16 protein-coding genes and 2 pseudogenes are annotated in these 23,116 nt (G+C 58.5%); all 18 read left to right on the top strand.

What is annotated here, in order from left to right; all coding sequences use genetic code 11:
* Positions 1–98: 98 nt before the first annotated feature.
* Positions 99–1,061, top strand: a complete 963-nt coding sequence (gene pilM / locus VSQ83_RS22265) for a type IV pilus assembly protein PilM (RefSeq protein WP_326427545.1) — start codon at positions 99–101, stop codon at positions 1,059–1,061.
* A complete protein-coding gene (locus VSQ83_RS22260) occupies positions 1,061–1,627 on the top strand; it encodes a PilN domain-containing protein (RefSeq protein WP_133076755.1) in 567 nt (188 codons plus the stop codon). Before pilM ends, VSQ83_RS22260 begins: the two co-directional genes overlap by 1 nt.
* Complete coding sequence (locus VSQ83_RS22255) at positions 1,627–2,247, top strand: type 4a pilus biogenesis protein PilO (RefSeq protein WP_133076754.1); 621 nt, start codon at positions 1,627–1,629, stop codon at positions 2,245–2,247. Before VSQ83_RS22260 ends, VSQ83_RS22255 begins: the two co-directional genes overlap by 1 nt.
* A complete protein-coding gene (locus VSQ83_RS22250) occupies positions 2,244–2,771 on the top strand; it encodes a pilus assembly protein PilP (RefSeq protein WP_326427544.1) in 528 nt (175 codons plus the stop codon). Before VSQ83_RS22255 ends, VSQ83_RS22250 begins: the two co-directional genes overlap by 4 nt.
* A 108-nt stretch (positions 2,772–2,879) precedes the next feature.
* Positions 2,880–4,133, top strand: a pseudogene (locus tag VSQ83_RS22245) (type IV pilus secretin PilQ); the annotation flags it as partial.
* Between the two features lie 4 nt (positions 4,134–4,137).
* Positions 4,138–4,656 (top strand): shikimate kinase AroK, encoded by a 519-nt coding sequence (gene aroK / locus VSQ83_RS22240; protein ID WP_133076751.1) that lies wholly within the window; start codon positions 4,138–4,140, stop codon positions 4,654–4,656.
* A gap of 147 nt (positions 4,657–4,803) precedes the next feature.
* Positions 4,804–5,904, top strand: coding sequence for a 3-dehydroquinate synthase (gene aroB, locus VSQ83_RS22235; protein ID WP_133076750.1), 1,101 nt, complete (start codon positions 4,804–4,806; stop codon positions 5,902–5,904).
* A 10-nt stretch (positions 5,905–5,914) separates the two neighbouring features.
* Complete coding sequence (locus VSQ83_RS22230) at positions 5,915–7,480, top strand: SPOR domain-containing protein (RefSeq protein ID WP_326427542.1); 1,566 nt, start codon at positions 5,915–5,917, stop codon at positions 7,478–7,480.
* 332 nt (positions 7,481–7,812) lie between these two features.
* Positions 7,813–12,261, top strand: a complete 4,449-nt coding sequence (gltB, locus tag VSQ83_RS22225; protein WP_133076748.1) for a glutamate synthase large subunit — start codon at positions 7,813–7,815, stop codon at positions 12,259–12,261.
* Positions 12,262–12,294: 33 nt separating this feature from the next.
* Positions 12,295–13,713, top strand: a complete 1,419-nt coding sequence (locus VSQ83_RS22220) for an FAD-dependent oxidoreductase (protein WP_133076747.1) — start codon at positions 12,295–12,297, stop codon at positions 13,711–13,713.
* 235 nt (positions 13,714–13,948) lie between these two features.
* Positions 13,949–15,016 carry a uroporphyrinogen decarboxylase gene (hemE, locus tag VSQ83_RS22215; protein WP_133076746.1) on the top strand — a complete coding sequence of 356 codons (1,068 nt, stop codon included), beginning with the start codon at positions 13,949–13,951 and terminating at the stop codon, positions 15,014–15,016.
* Positions 15,017–15,405: 389 nt separating this feature from the next.
* Positions 15,406–16,878 (top strand): N-acetylglucosamine-binding protein GbpA, encoded by a 1,473-nt coding sequence (gene gbpA, locus VSQ83_RS22210; RefSeq protein ID WP_219262180.1) that lies wholly within the window; start codon positions 15,406–15,408, stop codon positions 16,876–16,878.
* 73 nt (positions 16,879–16,951) lie between these two features.
* Complete coding sequence (locus tag VSQ83_RS22205; protein WP_219262179.1) at positions 16,952–17,464, top strand: cytochrome b; 513 nt, start codon at positions 16,952–16,954, stop codon at positions 17,462–17,464.
* Positions 17,465–17,520: 56 nt separating this feature from the next.
* Entirely contained in the window at positions 17,521–18,054 is a 534-nt protein-coding gene (locus VSQ83_RS22200; protein WP_326397231.1) for a type II secretion system protein N, read from the top strand.
* A gap of 60 nt (positions 18,055–18,114) precedes the next feature.
* Positions 18,115–19,988: pseudogene (gene gspD, locus VSQ83_RS22195) on the top strand (type II secretion system secretin GspD).
* A complete protein-coding gene (gspE, locus tag VSQ83_RS22190) occupies positions 19,985–21,457 on the top strand; it encodes a type II secretion system ATPase GspE (RefSeq protein ID WP_326427541.1) in 1,473 nt (490 codons plus the stop codon). Before gspD ends, gspE begins: the two are co-directional and overlap by 4 nt.
* Before the next feature lie 2 nt (positions 21,458–21,459).
* Positions 21,460–22,671 carry a type II secretion system inner membrane protein GspF gene (gspF, locus tag VSQ83_RS22185; protein ID WP_326427540.1) on the top strand — a complete coding sequence of 404 codons (1,212 nt, stop codon included), beginning with the start codon at positions 21,460–21,462 and terminating at the stop codon, positions 22,669–22,671.
* A 3-nt stretch (positions 22,672–22,674) separates the two neighbouring features.
* Positions 22,675–23,115: a type II secretion system major pseudopilin GspG gene (gspG, locus tag VSQ83_RS22180; RefSeq protein WP_133076741.1), complete on the top strand. Its 441-nt coding sequence runs from the start codon at positions 22,675–22,677 to the stop codon at positions 23,113–23,115.
* Position 23,116 lies beyond the last annotated feature (1 nt).

Genomic DNA, 23,116 nt, shown 5'->3' with positions numbered 1-23,116 from the left:
TCGCTCATGGGCGTCATGAGCCGCATGTCAGAACAGGTTTTGAACGGATCTCATTTTTTACCCTCCGTAAGTTACGGATTGCATTAGGGAAAACAAAAGTGCCCGGATTTCTTCCCAGAACACGCCATCGCTGTCTCGGCGTTGATATCAGCCAGCAAGCAATCAAAATCGTCGAACTGAGCCGCTCCCAGGGCCGGCTCAAGCTCCAGGGTTATGCCATAGAACCGCTGCCAGCCGGGCTTACGGAACTTCAGACCGGCGCCGAGTCCAAAAGTGTCGTTCAAGTGCTCCTCGGGGCGCTGGAAAAAGCTGCCGTTGTGACCCGTGATGCGATTGTCGGGATGCCTGATGGGCAAGTCATCTGCAAAACCCTGGAGATCGAGGCGGGTTTGAATGAAGTCGAGCTTGAGCTTCATGTACGACTGGAAGCGGAGCCATACATTCCTTATGCGCTGGATGACGTGGCGCTTGATTTCGAGGTTGAAGACGTTTCATCGACCCATCCCGGACGGGTCCGCGTGCAGATGGCGGCGTGCCGCCAAGAGGCTCTTGAGTGGCATCGTTCGGTCTTGACCGGCGCAGGCCTGACCCCTCGGGTGGTTGCTGTCCAGGCCCATGCCCTGGCGTGCGGGGTTGAGGCAATGACAGCGGACATGGCGCTGCAAGGTGCAGTGGCAGTACTCGACCTTGCAACCCATGCAGCGCTGTTGAGCGTTGTGTACCAAGGGCAGGTTGTTTACTACCGCGAGTTGCTCCCTGAGCACGGAGACACAGAGGCGCACGGATTCGAAAGCAGGGTGTCCGGGCATCTGGAGCGCGGGCTGGAGCTGTTTTTTCAGTCCGGCGTTGAAGGCACGATCGACATGATCATATTGGCTGGCAAGGCGGCAGCGACTCCGGGGCTGAGTCAGTGGGTTGAAGCCCGGCTCGGAAGGCCTGTACGCGCCGCCAATCCCTTTATGGGCATGAACGTTGAGCCTGGGCTCGCACCTGAAGCCTTGCTCTGCGATGCTCCTGTGTTGTTGACTGCCTGCGGTCTGGCCTTGAGGGGGTTTGATTGATGGCGAGAATCAATTTGTTGCCCTGGCGCGCGTTGTTGCGTGAAAAGCGGCGCAAGCGGTTTTTGATGGTGCTGGCAGTCCTGTCGGTGGGAACAGTGGCCGGATTGTTTGCTGCTGACCAGTTTATCGACAACCTGGTAGAGCAGCAGCTGGAGCGCAATGACTTGATCCGCAGTGCCACGTTCCAGCTGGACGGCCGTGCGGAGCAAATCGATCAGTTGAAAGTACGCCGCGAGCAATTGCTTGAGCGTATGCAAACAATCGGGGCGCTGCAGAGCAGCCGATCGAGCAGCGGGATTATTCTGGAGCAATTGGCGCGCAGCTTGCCCGAAGGCGTGCACTTCACTGACGTGAAAATGACCGAGGGCACAATAGTCATCACGGGGGTTGCCCAGTCCAATACCCTCGTCGCGCAATTGATGCGCAATCTGGATGCTTCACACTGGCTGGAAACGCCCGAGCTCAATGACGTCAAGGCCGATCCTGCCCATGCCGGCGGGCCAGAGCGTCAGTTTCAACTGACGGTGCGCGAGGCCCGGCATACACCCGCTGCGGGGGCGTTGTGATGGCCGCGCAGTGGCTACACAGCCTGCGCAGCTTTGACCTTCGGGAGCTGGACCTCGGGCATCCGGGAGTCTGGTCGCCAAAACGCAAAAATCTCGTCGCGCTGGCGTGGTTGGGCATGATCCTGGCGCTGGGGTATCCGTTGCTGTTGCAGCCCTCGTTTGCCCGGTTGCAACTGCAGCATGAAGCTCAAGCCAGACTAAAGGCCGAATTTGAATCCAGGGTTGCCCAGGTTGCGAACCTGGATGCCTACTTGAAGCAAATGCAAGGGCTGGAAGCCGCCTTTGGCGTATTGCTCGAACAACTCCCTGCCCAGGCGCAAGTGCCCGGTTTGCTGGATGAGATTTCGCGACTGAGCCACCTCAACGGCCTGGTGGTCGAGCATATTGAGTGGTTGCCCGAAGTCCTTCAGCCGTTCTATGCCGAACTGCCCCTGCAGATGACTCTCGCCGGTGGGTACCACGAGTTGGGGCTCTTCGTCAGCGCCATGGCGAGCCTGCCACGCATAGTCACCCTTCATGATTTCGCACTTGCTCCGCTCAACAGCTCAGGTAGCGGCCAGTTACGCATGACGCTGCTGGCCAGGGCCTACCGCACCCACGATCAAGGACTGATCCCATGAGTGTCTGTTTTCGACTGTTTGGCGCTGGATTGCTGGCGACGCTGGCGGGGTGCGATGGCCCGCAGGGTACCGTTGAGCTGCAAACGTATTTGCAGACCGCTCAGGTGCACTCGGGTGAGGCCATTGAGCCTCTTCCGGAAATCAATCCAGCGCACGTGTTCACCTATGACGCGTTGACGCTGCGCAATCCTTTTCAGGCCGTGCCCGGGCGCGGGGCTGGCAATTGGCAGGTCAGCCTCGTCGGTGACGAGCTTGACGGTGACCGGGCACGGCAGTTTCTGGAAGGCTTCGATCTTGAGCAATTCGAGATGGTCGGGACGCTGTCCAATGATCTGGAAACCAACGCATTGCTACGGGTTAACGGTGTCATCCACCGTTTGAAAGTAGGTGATTACCTGGGGCGCAACAATGGCCAGCTTGCTTCGGTGGACGTGACCCAGGTTGAAGTGTTTGAAGTGATTTCCGATGGTCGGGGCGGCTGGTTGGAAAGGTCCCTGACGATCCCTTTAAAGCAACACTCTTAACGGATAAACACCATGAAAAGGATTTTACCGGTCTGCGTACTGGCGCTATGGAGTGCGCTGAATTCGCAGTCAACGCTGGCGGCTGCCCAGGCCACAGTCATCCCCTCTTCGTATGTCGGCGAAACAATGTCCCTGAACTTTCAGGAGGTCGAAGTGCGCGCAGTGCTTCAGCTACTGGCAGATTTCACGGGGTTCAATGTGGTGGTCAGCGACGCCGTACAGGGCAGCATTACCCTGAACCTGCAGGACGTACCGTGGGATCAGGCGCTGGATCTGGTGCTTAAAAGCAAGGGTCTGGGCAAGCGCCTTGAGGGTAATGTGCTGTTGATCGCGCCCTCTGAAGACATCGCGGCTCGCGAGCGTCATGAACTTGAGGCCCGCAATCAACTGGCCCGCCTTGCGCCTTTGCGCAGAGAGCTGGTGCAGGTCAATTACGCCAAGGCTGCAGATATTGCCAAATTGTTCCAGTCTGTGACCGGTGCTCAGCCCGACGTTGACGGGCAGGGCACAATCGCCGTGGATGAGCGCACCAATAACATAATTGCCTTTGAGTCTGGTGAGCGGCTGGAGGAGTTGCGCCGCCTCGTGGCTCAGCTGGATGTGCCGGTACGTCAGGTGATGATCGAAGCCCGAATTGTTGAGGCGGGTGTGGACTATGAGAAAAGCCTGGGGGTTCGTTGGGGTGGCACCCTGCGCAACGAAGGCCACTGGAGTGCGGGCGGTATTACCCGCACGCCTGCATCAGGGGCAGTGCCCGGCGATCTGAGCGCGCCCTTTGTGGACCTGGGCGTTTCGGGTAATACATCAGGGCTGGGCATCGCCTTTATCACCAACAATGTGTTGTTGGACCTGGAGCTGGCAGCCATGGAAAAAACCGGCAACGGTGAAATCATCTCTCAGCCCAAAGTAGTTACCTCCGACAAGGAAACCGCCAAAATCCTCAAGGGCACTGAAATTCCCTATCAAGAGTCCAGCTCAAGCGGTGCCACATCGGTATCGTTCAAGGAGGCCTCGTTGTCCCTGGAGGTGACACCGCAAATAACCCCTGACAACAGCGTCATCATGGAGGTCGTCGTAACCAAGGACGAGCCCGATTACATGAACCGGGTCCATGATGTGCCGCCAATCAAGAAGAATGAGGTCCGGGCCAAGGTGCTGGTCAAGGACGGTGAAACCATCGTGATTGGGGGAGTGTTCTCAAATACTCAGAGCAAAGTAGTAGATAAAGTGCCATTTTTAGGAGATCTGCCGTATGTTGGCCGACTTTTCCGTAGAGACGTTGTCCTGGAAAAAAAATCCGAACTGCTGGTGTTCCTGACTCCGCGTATCATGAACAACCAGGCGATTGCTGTGAGTCATTGATTCTGTGAGAAATTTGATTCTTGTTGGGCCAATGGGGGCTGGAAAAAGCACCATCGGACGTTTGCTGGCCAAAGAGTTGCACCTGCCGTTCAAAGATTCCGATAAGGAAATTGAAGTGCGCACGGGTGCCAATATCCCGTGGATCTTCGACAAAGAAGGTGAGCCCGGCTTTCGTGACCGTGAAACGGCCATGATTGTCGAACTGTGTCATGAAAATGGCATCGTGCTGGCGACCGGTGGTGGTGCCGTCATGCGTGCGGAAAACCGCCAGGCGTTGCGCAATGGCGGACGAGTGGTTTACTTGCATGCTTCCATCGAGCAGCAGGTTGCGCGTACCTCACGTGACCGCAATCGGCCTTTGCTACGCAACGCAAACCCGGAAAAAATCCTGCGCGACTTGCTGGCCATTCGCGATCCCCTCTATCGGGAAATCGCTGATCTGGTGGTCGAAACCGATGAGCGACCGCCTCGCATGGTGGTTCTGGATATTCTCGAGCGACTGGCGCAGCTTGCTCCTCGGTAAGACCGCTGTGCTGGACCATTAAAGTGCGGTACGAAATGCGCTATCCTCGGCGCCAGCAAAGGCTATCGGGTCGTGTCAGAAAAGAGGCGACCATCACTTGATAATTGCGAAGCAGGTCGCCGGTGACCTGTTTCAACGCGGGGATTCATGCAGACACTGAAGGTTGATCTAGGCGAGCGTAGCTACCCGATTCATATTGGCGAAGGTTTGTTGGATCAGCCGCAGTTGCTGGCCCCCCATATCGCGGGTCGCCAAGTGGCCATTGTGACCAATGCAACGGTCGCACCCCTCTATCTTGAGCGCCTGACGCGCAGCCTCGCGCAGTACTCGGTAGTGCCGATTGTCCTGCCCGATGGCGAATCATTCAAAAACTGGGAAACCCTGCAGCTGATTTTCAGCGGCCTGCTCACGGCTCGCCACGATCGGCGCACCACGGTGATTGCCTTGGGCGGCGGCGTGGTGGGTGACATGGCGGGTTTTGCCGCTGCCTGTTACCAGCGCGGTGTTGATTTCATCCAGGTGCCGACCACCTTGCTGTCTCAGGTCGATTCGTCGGTGGGCGGCAAAACCGGGATCAACCACCCGCTGGGCAAGAACATGATCGGTGCTTTTTATCAGCCCAACCTGGTACTGATCGACACCCAGACCCTCAACACTCTCCCGGCCCGCGAATTGTCTGCAGGGCTGGCAGAAGTCATCAAGTACGGCCTGATTTGCGATGAGCCGTTCCTGACCTGGCTTGAGGACAACATGGACGCGTTGCGTGCGCTGGATCAGGTCGCCCTGACCGCTGCGATCCAGCGTTCGTGCGCCGCCAAGGCTGAAGTGGTGGGTGCCGATGAACGCGAAACGGGGGTACGTGCCACCCTCAACCTCGGTCACACCTTTGGCCATGCCATCGAAACCCATATGGGCTACGGCGTATGGTTACATGGTGAAGCGGTAGCCGCTGGCACCGTAATGGCTCTGGAAATGTCCGCCCGCCTGGGCTGGATCAGCCATGCAGAGCGTGATCGCGGCATTCGAATTTTTCAGCGCGCCGGTTTGCCAGTAGTGCCGCCCGGCGAAATGACGCCAGCCGACTTCATGCAGCACATGGCGGTTGACAAGAAAGTGATCGACGGCCGCATGCGGCTGGTGCTGTTGCGTCGTCTGGGCGAAGCCACGGTGACTGACGATTATCCACACGAGGTTCTCCAAGCCACGCTGGGTGCGGATTACCGCGCGCTGGCTCAGCTTAAAGGTTAATAAGATCCCGATGACTAGTTTGCATGCCGACGAGGCGTTCCTCGGTCACTTCCAGCTCAACCACGACCCTTTTGCGCCACGGGTGCCGGGCTTCAAGTTTTTCCCTGCCCAGCGCAAACCGGTGCTGGGGCAGTTGCATCACCTTGCCCGCTACAGCCAGTTGTTGCTGGTGGTTGCCGGGCCTGAGGGCAGCGGTAAAACCTTGCTGCGCCAGGCGCTGGTCGCGAGCACCAACAAACAGTCTGTGCAGAGTGTTGTGGTTTCTGCGCGGGGTGCTGGCGATGCGGCTGGCATTCTGCACCAGGTGGCACAGACCCTGAATGTTGCACGCCCCGATGTCGGCTCCATTCTGGCCCAAGTCGTGCAATTGGCACTGACCGGACAAGAAGTCTACTTGTTGGTCGATGACGCCGAGCAGCTGGACGAGTCGGCACTGGAAGCATTGCTGGCGCTGGCTGCGGGAGCGCCGGAAGGCCGTCCGCATGTGTTCCTGTTCGGTGAGCCGTCGATGATTGCCGGGCTGGAGCAGTTGAGCCCGGATGAAGAACGTTTTCATGTCATCGAATTGCAGCCGTATACCCTCGATGAAACCCGTGAGTATCTGGCTCAGCGCCTCGAAGGTGCTGGGGCAGGAATCGAACTCTTTAGCGCTCAGCAGATCTCAGATATACACGAGAGCTCCGAAGGCTGGCCTGGCACTATCAACCAGGTCGCCCGCGATGCAATGATCGAAGCCATGATTGCCAGCCGCTCAGCGGTCAAGCGTCCAAGTATGGGGTTCAAGATGCCGAAGAAACACGTATTGGCCATTGGTGCAGTAGTGGTAGTGGCTGTCGCTGCTGCTGTATTGATTCCTGGTCGTGGCAAGGCGCCAGTCGCGCCGGGTGCCGAACAGACACAACTGGGGCAGGCCGCTCCAAATGGCGGCGCCAAGCCGTCTGTTGATTTCGCTGGCTCTTCGCAGCCGATGCCATTGCCGCTGGTGGGGCAATCCCAACCGGTGATGCGTGGTCCGTTGGCCGAAGCGGCCGGTGATATGCCTGAGGGCGACGATGGCGGTGTGCCTGCGGTCGACGGCGGTGTAGCTTCGCCGCCAACCGTTACCACCACGGCGCCACCGGTTGGCGTGCCATCGGGCCCTGCGCCAGTGGCGACGCCGGCGCCAACCGTGGCGACGGCCAAGCCAGCGCCTGCCCCTGTCGCCAAGCCTGCTCCGGCCCCAGCCCCGGCAGCCAAGCCGGTGGTCAAGCCAGTCGAGAAGCCGGTCGTTGTTGCCAAGGCCGCACCGGGCGGCAGCTGGTACTCCAGCCAGCCTGCCAACAACTATGTGGTGCAGATCGTCGGCACCAGCTCTGAAGCGTCTGCGCAAAATGTCGCTAAAGAACTGGGCGGCGATGCTCGCTATTTCAAGAAGTCCTTGAACGGCAAGCCGCTGTACGTCGTCACCTACGGCAATTTCCCAAGCCATGCCGCAGCCACCGCGGCAATCAAGAACTTGCCAGCGAAGACACAGGCTGGTAAACCTTGGCCTCGCACTGTCGCCAGCGTCCAAAAAGAGCTGGCTACAGCTCGCTGATGATCCGGCGACCTTACCCAGGTCGCCGTTCTAGCACATCAAATTCCTGCTTGTGCATACGGGCTTATCAAGCCGTGTGCCTTGTGGTGTCTGCGCCGCGCAGCAGTCGACATCAAAAATGTTTTGACTAGCACGAGCAATCGCTTTAAACCTTTCATAAATGCGACACGAACTTACGGTTAATCGCCGTTAAATTTGTGGGCCTATGTGACGGTGTGTAGAATGACCACCCTTTTGCCCCTGCCAAGCTGGCGTACGTTCAGCGCGGGGAGCAAGTGGTTGAATTAAAAGAAATTTGCCCCTTTTTGGGGCAGCCTGGTGAGAAAGTGTCTATGAAAGCAGGTCTGTACCACCCCGATGAATTCAAGGATAACTGTGGTTTCGGCCTGATTGCCCATATGCAGGGCGAGCCTAGTCATACCCTCCTGCAAACCGCCATTGAAGCCCTGACCTGCATGACCCACCGCGGTGGGATCAACGCAGATGGCAAGACCGGTGACGGTTGTGGCCTGCTGATTCAAAAGCCTGACCTGTTCTTGCGTGCAACCGCCAAAGAACAGTTCGGCGCAGATTTGCCCAAGCAATACGCCGTCGGCATGGTGTTTTTCAACCAGGACCCGATCAAGGCTGAAGCGGCCCGCGACAACATGAACCGCGAAATCCTCGCGGCGGGCCTGCAATTGGTGGGCTGGCGCAAAGTGCCGATCGATACCAGCGTTCTGGGCCGTCTGGCATTGGAACGTTTGCCGCAGATCGAGCAAGTGTTCATCGCTGGCGAAAACCTGAGCGATCAGGACATGGCGATCAAACTGTTCAGCGCCCGTCGCCGTTCATCGGTGAGCAACGCCGCTGACACCGATCACTACATCTGCAGCTTTTCCCACAAGACCATCATTTATAAAGGCCTGATGATGCCGGCGGACCTCACCGCCTTCTATCCAGACCTGAGCGATGAACGCCTGCAAACCGCAATTTGCGTGTTCCACCAGCGTTTCTCCACCAACACCCTGCCGAAATGGCCGCTGGCCCAGCCATTCCGCTTTCTCGCCCACAACGGCGAGATCAACACCATCACCGGCAACCGCAACTGGGCCCAGGCCCGTCGCACCAAGTTCGCCAATGACCTGATCGGTGACCTCGACGAGCTCGGCCCGCTGGTTAACCGCGTGGGTTCTGACTCCTCGAGCATGGACAACATGCTGGAACTGATGGTCACCGGCGGTATCGATCTGTTCCGTGGCGTGCGCATGCTGATTCCACCGGCGTGGCAGAACGTTGAAACCATGGACCCCGACCTGCGGGCGTTCTATGAGTACAACTCCATGCACATGGAACCGTGGGACGGCCCGGCTGGCGTAGTGATGACCGACGGTCGTTATGCTGTCTGCCTGCTCGACCGCAACGGTCTGCGCCCTGCGCGCTGGGTGACAACCACCAACGGCTATATCACCATCGCTTCTGAAATCGGCGTGTGGGACTACAAGCCAGAAGACGTGATCGCCAAAGGCCGTGTTGGTCCGGGCCAGATCCTGGCCGTGGACACCGAAACCGGTCAGGTGCTGGACACCGACTCCATCGACAACCGCTTGAAGTCGCGCCACCCGTACAAACAGTGGCTGCGCAAGAATGCCCTGCGCATTCAGGCGACCATGGAAGACAACGACCACGGTTCGGCGTTCTACGACGTTGATCAGCTCAAGCAATACATGAAGATGTACCAGGTGACGTTCGAAGAGCGCGACCAGGTGCTGCGTCCGTTGGGCGAGCAAGGCTACGAAGCCGTAGGCTCGATGGGTGACGACACGCCAATGGCCGTGCTGTCCCAGCGTGTTCGCACGCCGTACGACTACTTCCGCCAGCAGTTCGCGCAGGTGACTAACCCGCCGATCGACCCGCTGCGTGAAGCCATCGTCATGTCGCTGGAAATCTGCCTCGGTGCCGAGCGCAACATCTTCCAGGAATCCCCGGAGCACGCTTCCCGTGTGATCCTCAGTTCGCCCGTGATCTCGCCTGCCAAATGGCGTTCGCTGATGAACCTCGACCTGCCGGGCTTTGAGCGTCAGATCATCGACCTCAACTACGACGAGAGCGTGGGTCTTGAAGCGGCCGTGCGCAATATCGCCGATCAGGCCGAAGAAGCCGCGCGCGCCGGTCGTACCCAGATCGTTCTGAGTGACCGTCATATCGCACCGGGCAAGTTGCCGGTTCACGCCTCGTTGGCTGTGGGCGCCGTGCATCACCGCTTGACCGAAAAAGGCCTGCGCTGCGACAGCAACATCCTGGTTGAAACCGCTACTGCCCGTGACCCGCATCACTTTGCGGTGCTGATCGGCTTCGGCGCCTCGGCGGTCTATCCGTTCCTGGCTTACGAAGTACTGGGTGACTTGATCCGTACCGGTGAAGTGCTGGGCGACCTCTATGAGGTGTTCAAAAACTACCGCAAAGGCATCACCAAAGGCTTGCTTAAAATCCTGTCGAAGATGGGTATCTCGACCATTGCCTCGTACCGCGGTGCGCAGTTGTTCGAAGCCATCGGCCTGTCCGAAGAAATCTGCGACCTGAGCTTCCGTGGCGTGCCAAGCCGCATCAAGGGCGCACGCTTCGTCGACCTTGAAGCCGAGCAAAAGCTGCTGGCAGCCGAGGCCTGGAGTGCGCGCAAGCCGATCCAGCAAGGCGGTCTGCTCAAGTACGTGCACGGTGGCGAATACCACGCCTACAACCCGGACGTAGTCGCTACCCTGCAAGCCGCTGTGCAGCAGGGTGACTACAGCAAGTTCAAGGAATACACCGCGCTGGTCGACAAGCGTCCGGTGTCGATGATCCGCGACCTGTTCCAGGTCAAGACCCTCGACACGCCGCTGGCCATCGACGACATCGAACCGCTGGACTCGATTCTCAAGCGTTTCGACTCGGCCGGTATCTCGCTGGGCGCCCTGTCACCAGAGGCCCACGAAGCCCTGGCTGAAGCCATGAACCGTTTGGGCGCACGCTCCAACTCCGGTGAAGGCGGCGAAGACCCGGCACGTTACGGCACCATCAAAAGCTCCAAAATCAAGCAAGTGGCCACTGGCCGTTTCGGCGTGACCCCGGAATACCTGGTCAACGCCGAAGTGCTGCAAATCAAGGTTGCCCAAGGCGCCAAACCGGGCGAGGGCGGGCAACTGCCGGGCGGCAAGGTCAACGGCCTGATCGCCAAACTGCGCTACGCCGTACCGGGCGTCACCCTGATTTCGCCACCGCCGCACCACGACATCTATTCCATCGAAGATTTGTCGCAGTTGATCTTTGACTTGAAACAAGTCAATCCGAAAGCGCTGGTATCGGTGAAGCTGGTAGCAGAAGCAGGCGTAGGCACCATCGCCGCAGGCGTGGCCAAGGCCTACGCCGACCTGATCACCATCTCCGGCTATGACGGCGGCACCGGTGCATCACCGCTGACCTCCATCAAGTACGCGGGCGCTCCGTGGGAGCTGGGCCTGGCTGAAACCCACCAGACCCTGCGCGGCAACGACCTGCGCGGCAAAGTGCGGGTACAAACCGACGGCGGCCTGAAAACCGGTCTGGACGTGATCAAGGCTGCGATCCTGGGCGCAGAGAGTTTTGGCTTCGGTACTGCACCGATGATCGCACTGGGCTGCAAATACCTGCGTATTTGCCACCTCAACAACTGCGCCACCGGCGTTGCGACCCAAAACGAATCGCTGCGTAAAAATCACTACATCGGCACCGTCGACATGGTGGTCAACTTCTTCACCTACGTGGCCGAAGAAACCCGCGAGTGGCTTGCCAAGCTGGGTGTGCGCACCCTCGAAGAGCTGATCGGTCGTACCGACCTGCTGGAAATCCTGCAGGGCGAGACCGCCAAGCAGCACAACCTGGACCTGACTCCTCTGTTGGGCAGCGATCACATCCCGGCGGACAAACCCCAGTTCTGCCAGGTCGACCGCAACCCTCCGTTCGACAAAGGCCTGCTGGCCGAGAAGATGGTCGAACTGGCCACTTCAGCGATCAACGACATGAGCGGTGCCGAGTTCGACCTCGACATCTGCAACTGCGACCGTTCGATCGGTGCCCGTATCTCGGGTGAAATTGCCCGTGCTCACGGCAACCAAGGCATGGCCAAAGCACCGATCACCTTCCGCTTCAAAGGCACTGCAGGTCAGAGCTTTGGCGTGTGGAACGCCGGTGGTTTGCACATGTACCTGCAAGGCGATGCCAACGACTACGTGGGCAAAGGCATGACCGGCGGCAAGCTGGTGATAGTGCCGCCTGCGGGCAGCATCTACAAAACCCAGGACAGCGCCATTGTCGGCAACACCTGCCTGTATGGCGCAACCGGCGGCAAGCTGTTTGCTGCGGGTACGGCGGGTGAGCGTTTTGCAGTGCGTAACTCCGGTGCTCACACCGTGGTTGAAGGCACGGGCGATCACTGCTGCGAATACATGACCGGCGGTTTCGTCTGCGTACTGGGCAAAACCGGTTACAACTTCGGCTCGGGCATGACCGGCGGTTTCGCCTACGTGCTGGATCAGGACAACACCTTCGTCGACAAGGTTAACCACGAACTGGTGGAAATCCAGCGGATCAGTGGTGAAGCGATGGAGGCCTACCGCAATCACCTGCAACACGTGCTGGACGAATACGTTGAGGAAACCAACAGCGAGTGGGGTCGCAACCTCTCGGAAAACCTCGATGATTACCTGCGTCGTTTCTGGATGGTCAAGCCCAAGGCTGCCAGCTTGAAATCGTTGCTTTCCAGCATCCGTGCCAACCCGCAGTGATATGCGCCTGAAAAGTTTGATGAGGTTTTAACCATGGCTGAACGTCTGAGTAACGACTTCCAGTTCATCGATGTCGGGCGCAAAGATCCGAAGAAGAAACTGTTACGTCAACGCAAAAAAGAGTTCGTGGAAATCTACGAACCCTTCAAACCCCAGCAGTCGGCCGAGCAGGCCCACCGCTGCCTGGGCTGCGGCAACCCGTATTGTGAATGGAAATGCCCTGTGCATAACTTCATTCCCAACTGGCTGAAACTGGTGGCCGAGGGCAACATCCTCGCCGCCGCCGAACTGTCGCACCAGACCAACACCCTGCCCGAAGTCTGTGGCCGGGTGTGCCCGCAAGACCGCCTGTGCGAGGGTGCCTGCACCCTCAACGACGGTTTTGGCGCAGTGACCATCGGTTCGGTGGAGAAGTACATCACCGACACCGCGTTCGCCATGGGCTGGCGCCCGGACATGTCCAAGGTCGTCCCGACCGGCAAGCGTGTGGCCATTATCGGTGCGGGTCCTGCGGGCCTGGGCTGTGCCGACGTGCTGGTACGTGGTGGTGTGACCCCGGTGGTCTTCGACAAGAACCCGGAAATCGGCGGCCTGCTGACCTTCGGTATCCCGGAGTTCAAGCTGGAGAAAACCGTACTGAGCCACCGTCGCGAAGTGTTCACCGGCATGGGTATCGAGTTCCGCCTCAATACCGAAATCGGCAAGGACATCAGCATGGAACAGCTGCTGGCCGAGTACGACGCCGTCTTCATGGGCATGGGCACCTACACCTACATGAAAGGTGGTTTTGCCGGTGAAGACCTGCCAGGCGTGCACGATGCACTGGACTTCCTGATCGCCAACGTCAACCGCAACCTGGGCTTTGAAAAGTCGCCGGAAGATTTCGTCGACATGAAAGGCAAAAAGATTGTGGTACTGGGTGGCGGCGACACGGCCATGGACTGCAACCGTACTTCGATTCGCCAGGGCGCCAAATCGGTGACCTGTGCGTATCGTCGTGACGAAGCCAACATGCCCGGCTCCCGTAAAGAAGTGAAGAACGCCAAGGAAGAAGGCGTGAAGTTCCTTTACAACCGTCAGCCGATTGCCATTGTTGGTGAAGGCAAGGTTGAAGGCGTGAAGGTGGTCGAGACCCGTCTCGGCGAGCCGGATGCCCGTGGCCGACGCAGCCCTGAGCCGATTCCGGGTTCTGAAGAGATCATTCCGGCAGACGCCGTGATCATCGCCTTTGGTTTCCGCCCAAGCCCGGCGTCATGGTTCGAGCAGTTCGACATCCAGACCGACAGCCAGGGCCGCGTGATTGCGCCCGAGCAGTCGAAATTCAAGCACCAGACCAGCCACCCGAAGATTTTTGCCGGTGGCGACATGGTGCGCGGCTCGGACCTGGTCGTGACCGCGATCTTCGAAGGCCGTACTGCGGCTGAAGGGATCATGGATTACCTGGGCGTGTAACCCGATCCCCTGTAGTCGCTGCCGCAGGCTGCGATCGAGCCCGAAGGGGTCGCTCTTCTCCTTGAAGAGCGAAGGTCCTCCGGCCCTTTTCGCAGCTTTCGGCAGCGGCTACAGGAAATTGTATTTGTGGGTTAAACCGCGACAAATCGCCCCGATAGATAAAAGGCACGGCACTTGCCGTGCCTTTTGCGTCCGTCTCTGAGAAAATGCCCCCACTTTTTTTCCGGATGCTGACATGACTGTTCTCAAGAATGACCGTTTCCTTCGCGCTTTGCTCAAGCAACCCGTAGACGTAACCCCTGTGTGGATGATGCGTCAGGCCGGTCGCTACCTGCCGGAGTACCGTGCCAGCCGCGCCAAGGCCGGCGACTTCATGAGCCTGTGCAAGAACGCCGAATTCGCGTGTGAAGTCACCATGCAGCCTCTGGACCGTTTCCCGCAGCTGGATGCGGCCATCCTGTTCTCCGACATCCTGACCATCCCCGATGCCATGGGCCAGGGCCTGTACTTCGAGACCGGCGAAGGTCCCCGCTTCAAAAAAGTCGTCAGCACCCTGGCCGACATCGAAGCGTTGCCGATTCCCGATCCGCAAAAAGACCTCGGCTACGTGATGAACGCCGTCAGCACCATCCGCAAGGAACTGAATGGTCGCGTGCCCCTGATCGGCTTCTCCGGCAGCCCGTGGACTTTGGCTACCTACATGGTTGAAGGCGGCTCCTCCAAGGACTTCCGTAAAACCAAGGCCATGCTCTACGACACCCCGCAAGCCATGCACTTGTTGCTCGACAAACTGGCGCAGTCGGTCACTTCTTACCTCAACGGGCAGATCCTGGCCGGTGCGCAAGCGGTGCAGATCTTCGATACCTGGGGCGGCAACCTGTCGTCTGCGGCGTACCAGGAGTTCTCCCTGGCTTATATGCGCAAAATCGTCAGCGGCCTGATCCGCGAGCACGAAGGCCGCAAAGTGCCGGTCATCCTGTTCACCAAGAACGGTGGTCTGTGGCTGGAAAGCATTGCCGATGCTGGCGCCGATGCGCTGGGTCTGGACTGGACCTGCGACCTGGGCGAAGCCCGCAAGCGAGTGGGCAACAAGGTTGCGCTGCAAGGCAACATGGACCCGACCGTGCTGTACGCAAACCCGGAAGCAATCCGCACCGAGGTCAAGCGCATCCTGGCCAGCTACGGCAAGGGTTCGGGCCATGTGTTCAACCTGGGTCACGGCATCACCCCGGAAGTGAAGCCGGAACACGCAGGCGCCTTCATCAGCGCGGTGCACGAGTTCTCGGGGCAGTATCACGAGTAAGCTCGACTTTTAAAAAACCCTGGCGAATGCCGGGGTTTTTTTTGACTGCTATTTGCATCAGTTATGGGTTATGACTGTGACAATGGCTATTGAATAACTAATTCATACTCCTACATCCTTGCAGGAAGTTTCCTACATACATTTCGATACGCCTCCGTAAAATCCGAGCGCTATTGCTTTATTTGTTTCAGTAAAAAATATTACTTGGGGTGGCATGTTCATCAAAGGATTGTCGCTTTTGGTGGGGGTTAAATATGTCTACATGTTTCTTTGCTGAAGTCATGACTTAGCGGTCATCGTTTTTTGTGATGTTGCGTGCGTTGTTCGAATATGCAGTGCCAAAAATAGCGGTCGTAACGGCTGCCTAATAAAAACTAAGGAACTCTTATATGAAATTTGCACTTTCTAAGTCTGGGGCTTTGATGGGGTGTGCATCTTCGCTGACTCTACTGGCGTCACTGTTCGCGTCACAACAGGCGGTTGCACATGGTTATATGAACGAGCCACCGTCACGCGCGTATGCCTGTCGCTTGGCCCTGAACACCAACTGTGGTCCAGCTGAATATGAACCGCAAACAGTGGGTGAAGCTCCTAAAGGCTTCCCGGCATTTGGTCCTGCCGATGGCAAGATCCCGAGCGGTGGCAATGCCATGTTCTCGGCTCTGGATGCCCAGTCTGCAACCCGCTGGCATCTGAGCGAAATCAAGAACCGCAACATTGAATTCAGCTGGTTCTACACCGCTGCCCATAAAAGTACCAAGTGGGAATACTTCATCACCAAAACCGATTGGAACCCTAATCGGCCCCTCACCCGCGATGACTTTGATACGACCCCGTTTTGCAGCGTTGAAGGCGGCGGTGGCGTACCCATCGATGGCGCAGCGGGCGGCAATGGCCCGGCAGCCAAAAAACACGCCTGTGTGATTCCGGCAGACCGCACGGGTCAGCACGTGATTTTGGGAGCATGGACAGTAGACGACACTGCGGCGGCTTTCTACGACGTGGTGGATGTCAATATCACCGCTGAAGGGGCAGCGCCTGACGGCTGGACCAAAGTCGGAGCGTTGACGCCGACTCACTCATTGCTGCCAGGCGACACCGTCAAGGCTCGAGCCTTTACCGGCAGTGCGGAAAGTGCCGAATACAGCTTCTCGATCGGCATCGACTCCATAGCAGAAGGCTTGCCAGAAAACTGGTCCTACAAGTTGGCGCAAACCGTGAACGCGAGCAACAAGTCGGTACGTGCCGGTATTCGCAACGAAGAAGGCGTCATTGAGCCAATCAAAGGTGCCAATACCTTCTACGCCAAGGCCCAAAGCGGTGTCACCAACTACCAGTTGCTGACCCAGATGATTCCAGACCCGGCCGCCTACATGCACGTGCATGACGTTGCCGCCGAGTACGTATTGGACAAAGGCAAAGGCGCTGTTGGCTTGACCCTGATGACCAACAAAAACCTTACAGTTGAAGCGACGGTCTACAACGAAGCCAACAAACAAGTGGGCTACACCAAGCAAAACGTGAACGCGACCACTGCACCGTTGAGCGTTGACGTCAGCAGCGCCCCGGGTGCTCACGCCTTGAAGCTGATTGCCAGCAGTGCAGATGGTCGTGAAAACTTTCAGGAGTTGAAAACCTTGACCCTGACCGGCGAAGGTGGCGGTCAGCAGTACGATGCCATCTACCCTGAAGGTTTCAAGGCTTACAAGGCAGGTACCACTGTGTTGCAGCCAAAAAACGGCCAGGTGTACGAGTGCAAGCCGTGGCCTGCTTCGGGTTACTGCGCACAGTACTCGCCTACAGCCACTCAGTTTGAACCGGGTACCGGCTCGCACTGGAACATGGCATGGACTGAGAAGTAAGCAGTCCTGAACAACACCGGGCTGTTTATCATGAACAGCCCGGTTTGTTGAAGAGATCAGGGAATAAGCTTCGATGAAGACTATTAACTACTCGACATTGCAGAAAGTGCTCCATGGGTTCTCTGCAATGTTGATTATTTGGTTGATGGCGTCGGGTTTTTATATAGGGCTTGTCGCTGAGGCAGTCAGTTATAAGCAAGTTATTGGCAGCATGAATGTTTCGTTAGGGCTGCTGCTGACACCCGTTTTTATACTCAGGCTTTGTGTGTCTTTTGGTCGAGGTTGTCCGGTTACAGTGGACGTTAATAATCTTGTGCCATGGCTGGCTTTTTTTATCCATACCCTGCTGTATCTGACGGTTGTAACGGTTCTGGTTTCAGGTGTTTTGATGATGGACGTACCGATCAGTTTTTTTAATATTGTGAGTTTCCCAGCGCCCATGGAAAACAGCCAATTGCATGAATTATTTGCCCTTATTCATACACAAGCCTGCGCAGTATTGGTGTTGTTGGTGAGTGTGCATGTGGCAGCGGTGATCAAGCACCACTGTGCAGGCCGACCCATCATTAAACGCATGTTTTCGTAACGCACAATTAACTGCAGGGCCTGGCGGGACTGCAAAGGCACCCAGGTGAGACGGTCTTGAACAGTTTTAAGCGCGTGATTAGCCGTTATGGGGCATCTGCAATGAGCGGGGGGCTGCTGGTATTGCCTTTGGTCTATGGCAGTTATCTGGCATGGCAAGAACTGCAGTATCGCGACGCCTTGGGCCCGGCCCGCGAGTTTGCTCCTGTCAGTGCGCCGGTTGTGCCTGCGGCCCAGCCTTTTAAAGCCCAAGCCATTGCCACGGTGATGGGCCTGAACACCCAGGCTGCCTGGGTGCCGAGCGCGGAAGCCTTGCAGTTGCGGGCCAGTTTTGTATCGACTCAAGGCCCGTCTCAAGCGCTGTTGGCTGGCGCACAAGGCAGCCGCTTTTACTCGGTAGGTGATCTTTTACCCGGTGGCAGCGTTTTGCGTCGTGTCGAGGTTGGCCATGTAGTGCTGTGGCGAAATGGTCGTGAAGAGCGCCTCACGCTCAAGCCCGCCAGTCGGCATGTGTTACCTGCATCAGCTACCGGCAGCCCTGACCCGCTAGCCACTTCAGTCCATCTGCGGCCCCTTGTTGGCCAACCATAGAGAAATGCCATGACCCCATTCAATACGTTAAGCATCGGCCAATTTTTGGCATGCGGGGTCATGTCCTGCGCGCTGCTGTTTCACACCTCGGCCACTGCCGCCGGGCAGTACTGGAAGTTGGCAATGAAGGATGCCGAGCTGCGTGATGTGGTGCAGGAAATGTCTGCGGTACTGGGCACTACCGTGGTGCTCGATCCTCGGGTGCAGGGGCGGATCACAGTAATCTCCGAGCAGGAACTGGATCGGGAAGGCGTGCGCCGGTTGTTCTACGCAGTGCTGGATGCGCAGGGGTTCTCCGTCATCGATCAAGGTGATCGTTTATTGATCATTCCAGTAGCCGAGGCCAAGGCCCAGGCAGGGAATACGGATACCCGATCTGCCCCGGCCCAGGCATTTGTTACCCGTGTGATCGAACTCAATGCCAGCGTTGCCGCCGATCTGGCAGGCCTGTTGCGGCCTCTGGTGTCGAACAATGGCTATGTGGGACCTTCGGCCTCGACCAATGCGCTGGTCATCACCGACACCGTAGCCAATACCCGGCGTATTACCGATATCGTGCGTCAGCTGGATGCCGGTACCCGTTATGGCCATTCCGTGGTCGAGCTTAAACATGGGCTGGCCAGTGACATCGCCAAGGTCATGGAGCAGTCACTGGATAAAAAAGCCACGGGCGCGAGCAGCCAGGTGATTGCAGACATGTCGGCCAATCGTCTGTGATTTTGGGCAGTGAAGCCATGCGCAAGCGTTTAAGCGCGCTGGCCCGTTCGCTGGACACACCGGCCAACGCCCAGCAAGAAAACTCGCGGGTCATTCGTCTGCGTCACAGTGATGCCAAGCTGTTGGCCGAGGTACTGCTGGCCGTGGGTCAAGGCATGAAGCAAGAGACCGCCCTGGCCGGTGCCAGCCAAAAAGCGTCGTCTCGCGAGGTGATGGTGGCGGCCGATCAAAGCCAGAACGCCTTGGTGCTGATGGCTGATCCCGCGCAGGTCAGGACCCTTGAAAGCATCGTGCGCCAACTCGATCAGCCTCGCTCACAGGTGTTGATCCACGCCGCCATTGTTGAAATTTCCGGGGATATTGTTGAAACCCTTGGCGTGCAATGGGGAGTGAACACCGGTGGTGCCACGGGCGGGATCAGCTTTCCCGGCACCAACATTCAGATCGGTGCCTTGTCCGCGAGCAATGCGAAACTGCCTGAAGGAGGCGTGTTGCAAGTGGGCGGCGATCGTTTCAATGCGCTGATCTCGGCCCTGGCCAGCGATACCAACAACAATGTGCTGTCCACGCCCAGCCTGCTGACGCTGGATAACCAGGAAGCCGAAATTCTGGTGGGGCAAAACGTACCGTTCAAAACCGGCTCCTACACGGGCTCTGGCGAGAATTCCAACAACCCCTTTACCACCGTGACCCGCCAGGACATCGGCATCAGTCTCAAGATCAAACCTCACATCAACGATGGCAGTTCGCTGCGCCTGGAAGTCGCACAGGAAAACTCCGAGATTGCGCCTTCGTTGCAAGGCATCGACTCGACCGATTTGATCACCAACAAGCGCGCTTTAAAAAGCACCATCCTGGCTGAAGACGGCGAAATCATCGTGATTGGCGGGTTGATCAAAGACAGTGTGCGCACCCAAGTGAGTGGCGTGCCATTGCTGCGCAGCATTCCGTATCTGGGTGCGTTGTTTCGCTGGAACAAGGATACCCACACCAAAACCAACCTGATGGTGTTTTTGCGCCCGACCATTGTGCGCAGCAAACAGGACCTGCGTGAGATCAGCGAAGCCCGCTACAACACCTTGCGCAACCTGAGCCAGCCCGCTGGCAAAGACAAAAACGCTCGGTTGTTGCCCAGCAAAGCGAATCAAATGTTCGACGCCAGGCTGCAAGATCCATCGGCGGTGGATCTGCGTCAGCCCAAAGCCCAGCGCCCATGACTCTGATCCCCGCACGTTTGCCATTCAGCTTCGCCCGACGTTTCGGGGTGCTGCTGGACGCCTCTTCAATCCCGCCGATCCTGTTGGTTCGAGCAGACACACCCTTGAGCGCACTGGCCGAAGTGCGGCGCTGGGCAGGCCACGAAGTGACCGTGGAGGTGATCGCGGATGCGCAATTCGGCGAGCGCCTGGCCAAGAGCTACAGCGCCAGCCACAGTGCCGCCGAGCAGGTGGCCCAGGGGCTGGACGACGACCTTGACCTCATGAGCCTGGCCGAACAAGTCCCCCAGACCGCCGACCTGCTGGAGCAAGAAAATGATGCTCCGATCATTCGGCTGATCAACGCCTTGTTGCGCGAAGCCATGCGCGAGAAAGCCTCGGACGTACACCTTGAAACCTTCGAGCATTACCTGTCGGTGCGCATGCGTATCGACGGTCAACTGCGCGAAGTCCTCAGGCCCAAGCGCGAACTGGCCAACTTGCTGGTGTCACGGATCAAGGTCATGGCCCGGCTGGATATTGCTGAAAAGCGCGTGCCCCAGGATGGCCGCATCAGTCTGCGCCTGGCCGGGCATGAAGTGGATGTGCGGGTTTCGACCTTGCCCTCGGCCCACGGCGAGCGCGTGGTGATGCGTTTACTCGACAAGCAGGCCGGGCGCCTGGATCTCAAATGCCTGGGCATGCCCGCCGCCACCCTGAACCGGTTTGAGCGGATCCTGGCGCGTCCCCACGGGATCTTTTTGGTGACCGGCCCCACGGGCTCGGGCAAAACCACCAGCCTGTATGCCGCACTCAGCCATCTCAACCACCCGAACCGCAATATTCTGACGGTCGAAGACCCGGTGGAATATCACCTGCCGGGCATCGGCCAAACGCCGGTCAACACCAAGGCCGACATGACGTTCGCCCGTGGCTTGCGGGCGATTTTGCGCCAGGACCCGGATGTGGTCATGGTGGGTGAAATCCGCGACCGCGAAACCGCAGAAATTGCCGTCCAGGCGTCGTTGACCGGGCACCTTGTGCTGTCGACCCTGCACACCAACAGCGCCATTGGCGCAGTGACCCGGCTGGTGGACATGGGGGGCGACGCCTACTTGCTGGCTTCGTCCCTGGTCGGGGTATTGGCCCAGCGCCTGCTGCGCACCCTGTGTTCCGACTGCAAAGTCCCGTACCCCGCCGATCCTCCAGCCTGTACCCGGCTGGGACTTGACACCCAAGCCGCCCCGACCCTGTATCGCGCCCAGGGTTGCAGCCACTGTCAGCAAGGCTACCGTGGGCGCACCGGCATCTACGAACTGGTCAGCATCACCCCGGCCCTGGCCGATTTGATCCACCAGGGTGCCAGCGAACCGGACTTGGCACGGGAGGCGCGCCAACGTTCCCCCAGCCTGTTTCAAGACGGTCAGCGATTGGTGCTTGAAGGCCTGACCAGCCTCGATGAACTGCTGCGCGTCACCCAGGCGGACTGAGCATGCCAGCCTTTGACTATCAGGCGCAGGACGCCAATGGACGCACCTGCCGAGGCCAGCAAGAGGCCGACAGCGCCCGCCATGCACGCCAGATACTGCGTGAGCGGGGCTTGCGCATCACCCGTTTGAGCGGGGCTAAAAAAAGCCGCCCTGGCGGTCGGCATGGGCAGGCGGGTACGCGGCTTGGGGTCACTGACCTGGCCTTGCTCACACGCCAGCTGGCGACCCTGATTCATGCCGGTCTGCCACTGGAAGAAGCCTTGTCCGCGGTGACAGCGCAAAGTGAAAAAACGGCGGTGAGCAACGTCTTGGCCGCCGTGCGCAACCGTGTCACGGAAGGTCATGCACTGGCCACAGCGCTGTCGGCGTTCCCGCTTGCATTCCCGGAGCTGTTTCGGGCAACGGTGGCCGCCGGTGAGCGCAGCGGCCACCTGGGCCATGTGCTGGAGCAACTGGCCGACTACACCGAAGCCCGCCAGGCCTCGCGCCAGAAAATTCAGCTGGCATTGGTCTATCCAATGATCCTGATGTTCGCCTCGGTGGCCATCGTCGGCTTTTTGCTCAGTTACGTGGTGCCCGACGTGGTCAAAATATTTATCAACAGCGGCCAGCCTCTGCCCCCGTTGACCCAGGCCATGATCGCCATGAGCAACGGTTTGCGCCGCTACGGCTGGCTCCTGCTGATGCTCCTGATGGCGGGGACAGGCGCTGCTCGCTGGGCCTTGCGTCAACCCCGGCTGAAGCTGCGCTGGCATGTACTGCAACTCAACCTGCCGCTGGTGGGCCCGGTGCTGCGTGCGATGGAAGCCGCACGCTTTGCCAGCACCCTGGCGATTTTGGGCAAGAGCGCCGTGCCGTTGGTGGATGCCCTGGAAATCTCGGCCACGGTGATTGCCAACCTGGCCATTCGCCAACGCATGCTGGATGTCGCCCGTTCCGTACGTGAAGGCGGCACCCTGGCCCGAGGGCTGGAGCGCAGTGGCGATATCCCCCCGATGATGCTGCACCTGATCGCCAGCGGCGAACGCGCCGGTGAGCTGGACAGCATGCTGGCGCGCGCCGCCGAGCAACAGGAAAAAAACCTCGCGGCGCGCATCGCGCTGGTGGTGAGCTTGTTTGAACCGATCATGTTGGTGCTGATGGGCGGCGTGGTTTTACTGATCGTCATGGCCATCCTGTTGCCCATTCTTAGTCTTAATCAACTGGTGAATTGACTGATGACACTCCCTGCAAAATCCTCTCAACGCGGCTTCACCCTGATTGAAATCATGGTGGTCGTGGTGATTATCGGCGTACTCGGCGCCATCGTGGTTCCGCAATTCATGAGCCGTCCGGACCAGGCCAAAGTGACCGCTGCGCGCACCGATATTCAGGCGATCGCCACCGCCCTGGAAATGTACCGTCTTGATACCTTCAACTACCCCTCCACCCAGCAGGGCCTGGAAGCCCTGACCAAACAGCCCTCTGGCAGCCCGGTGGCGAAAAACTGGAACCCCCAGGGGTATCTGAAAAGCATGCCGCTGGACCCTTGGGGCACGCCTTATCAATACCTGAATCCGGGCACTCGCTCGGCGGGTTATGACCTGTTTTCCTTTGGCTCCGACGGGGTGCCTGGCGGTGAAGGGTATGGCGCCGATATCGGCAACTGGAGCAACTGAG

This window comes from Pseudomonas sp. DSV-1 (genome assembly GCF_035830915.1).
GTDB lineage: Bacteria > Pseudomonadota > Gammaproteobacteria > Pseudomonadales > Pseudomonadaceae > Aquipseudomonas.
This window is presented reverse-complemented; position numbering and strand designations above follow the sequence as displayed.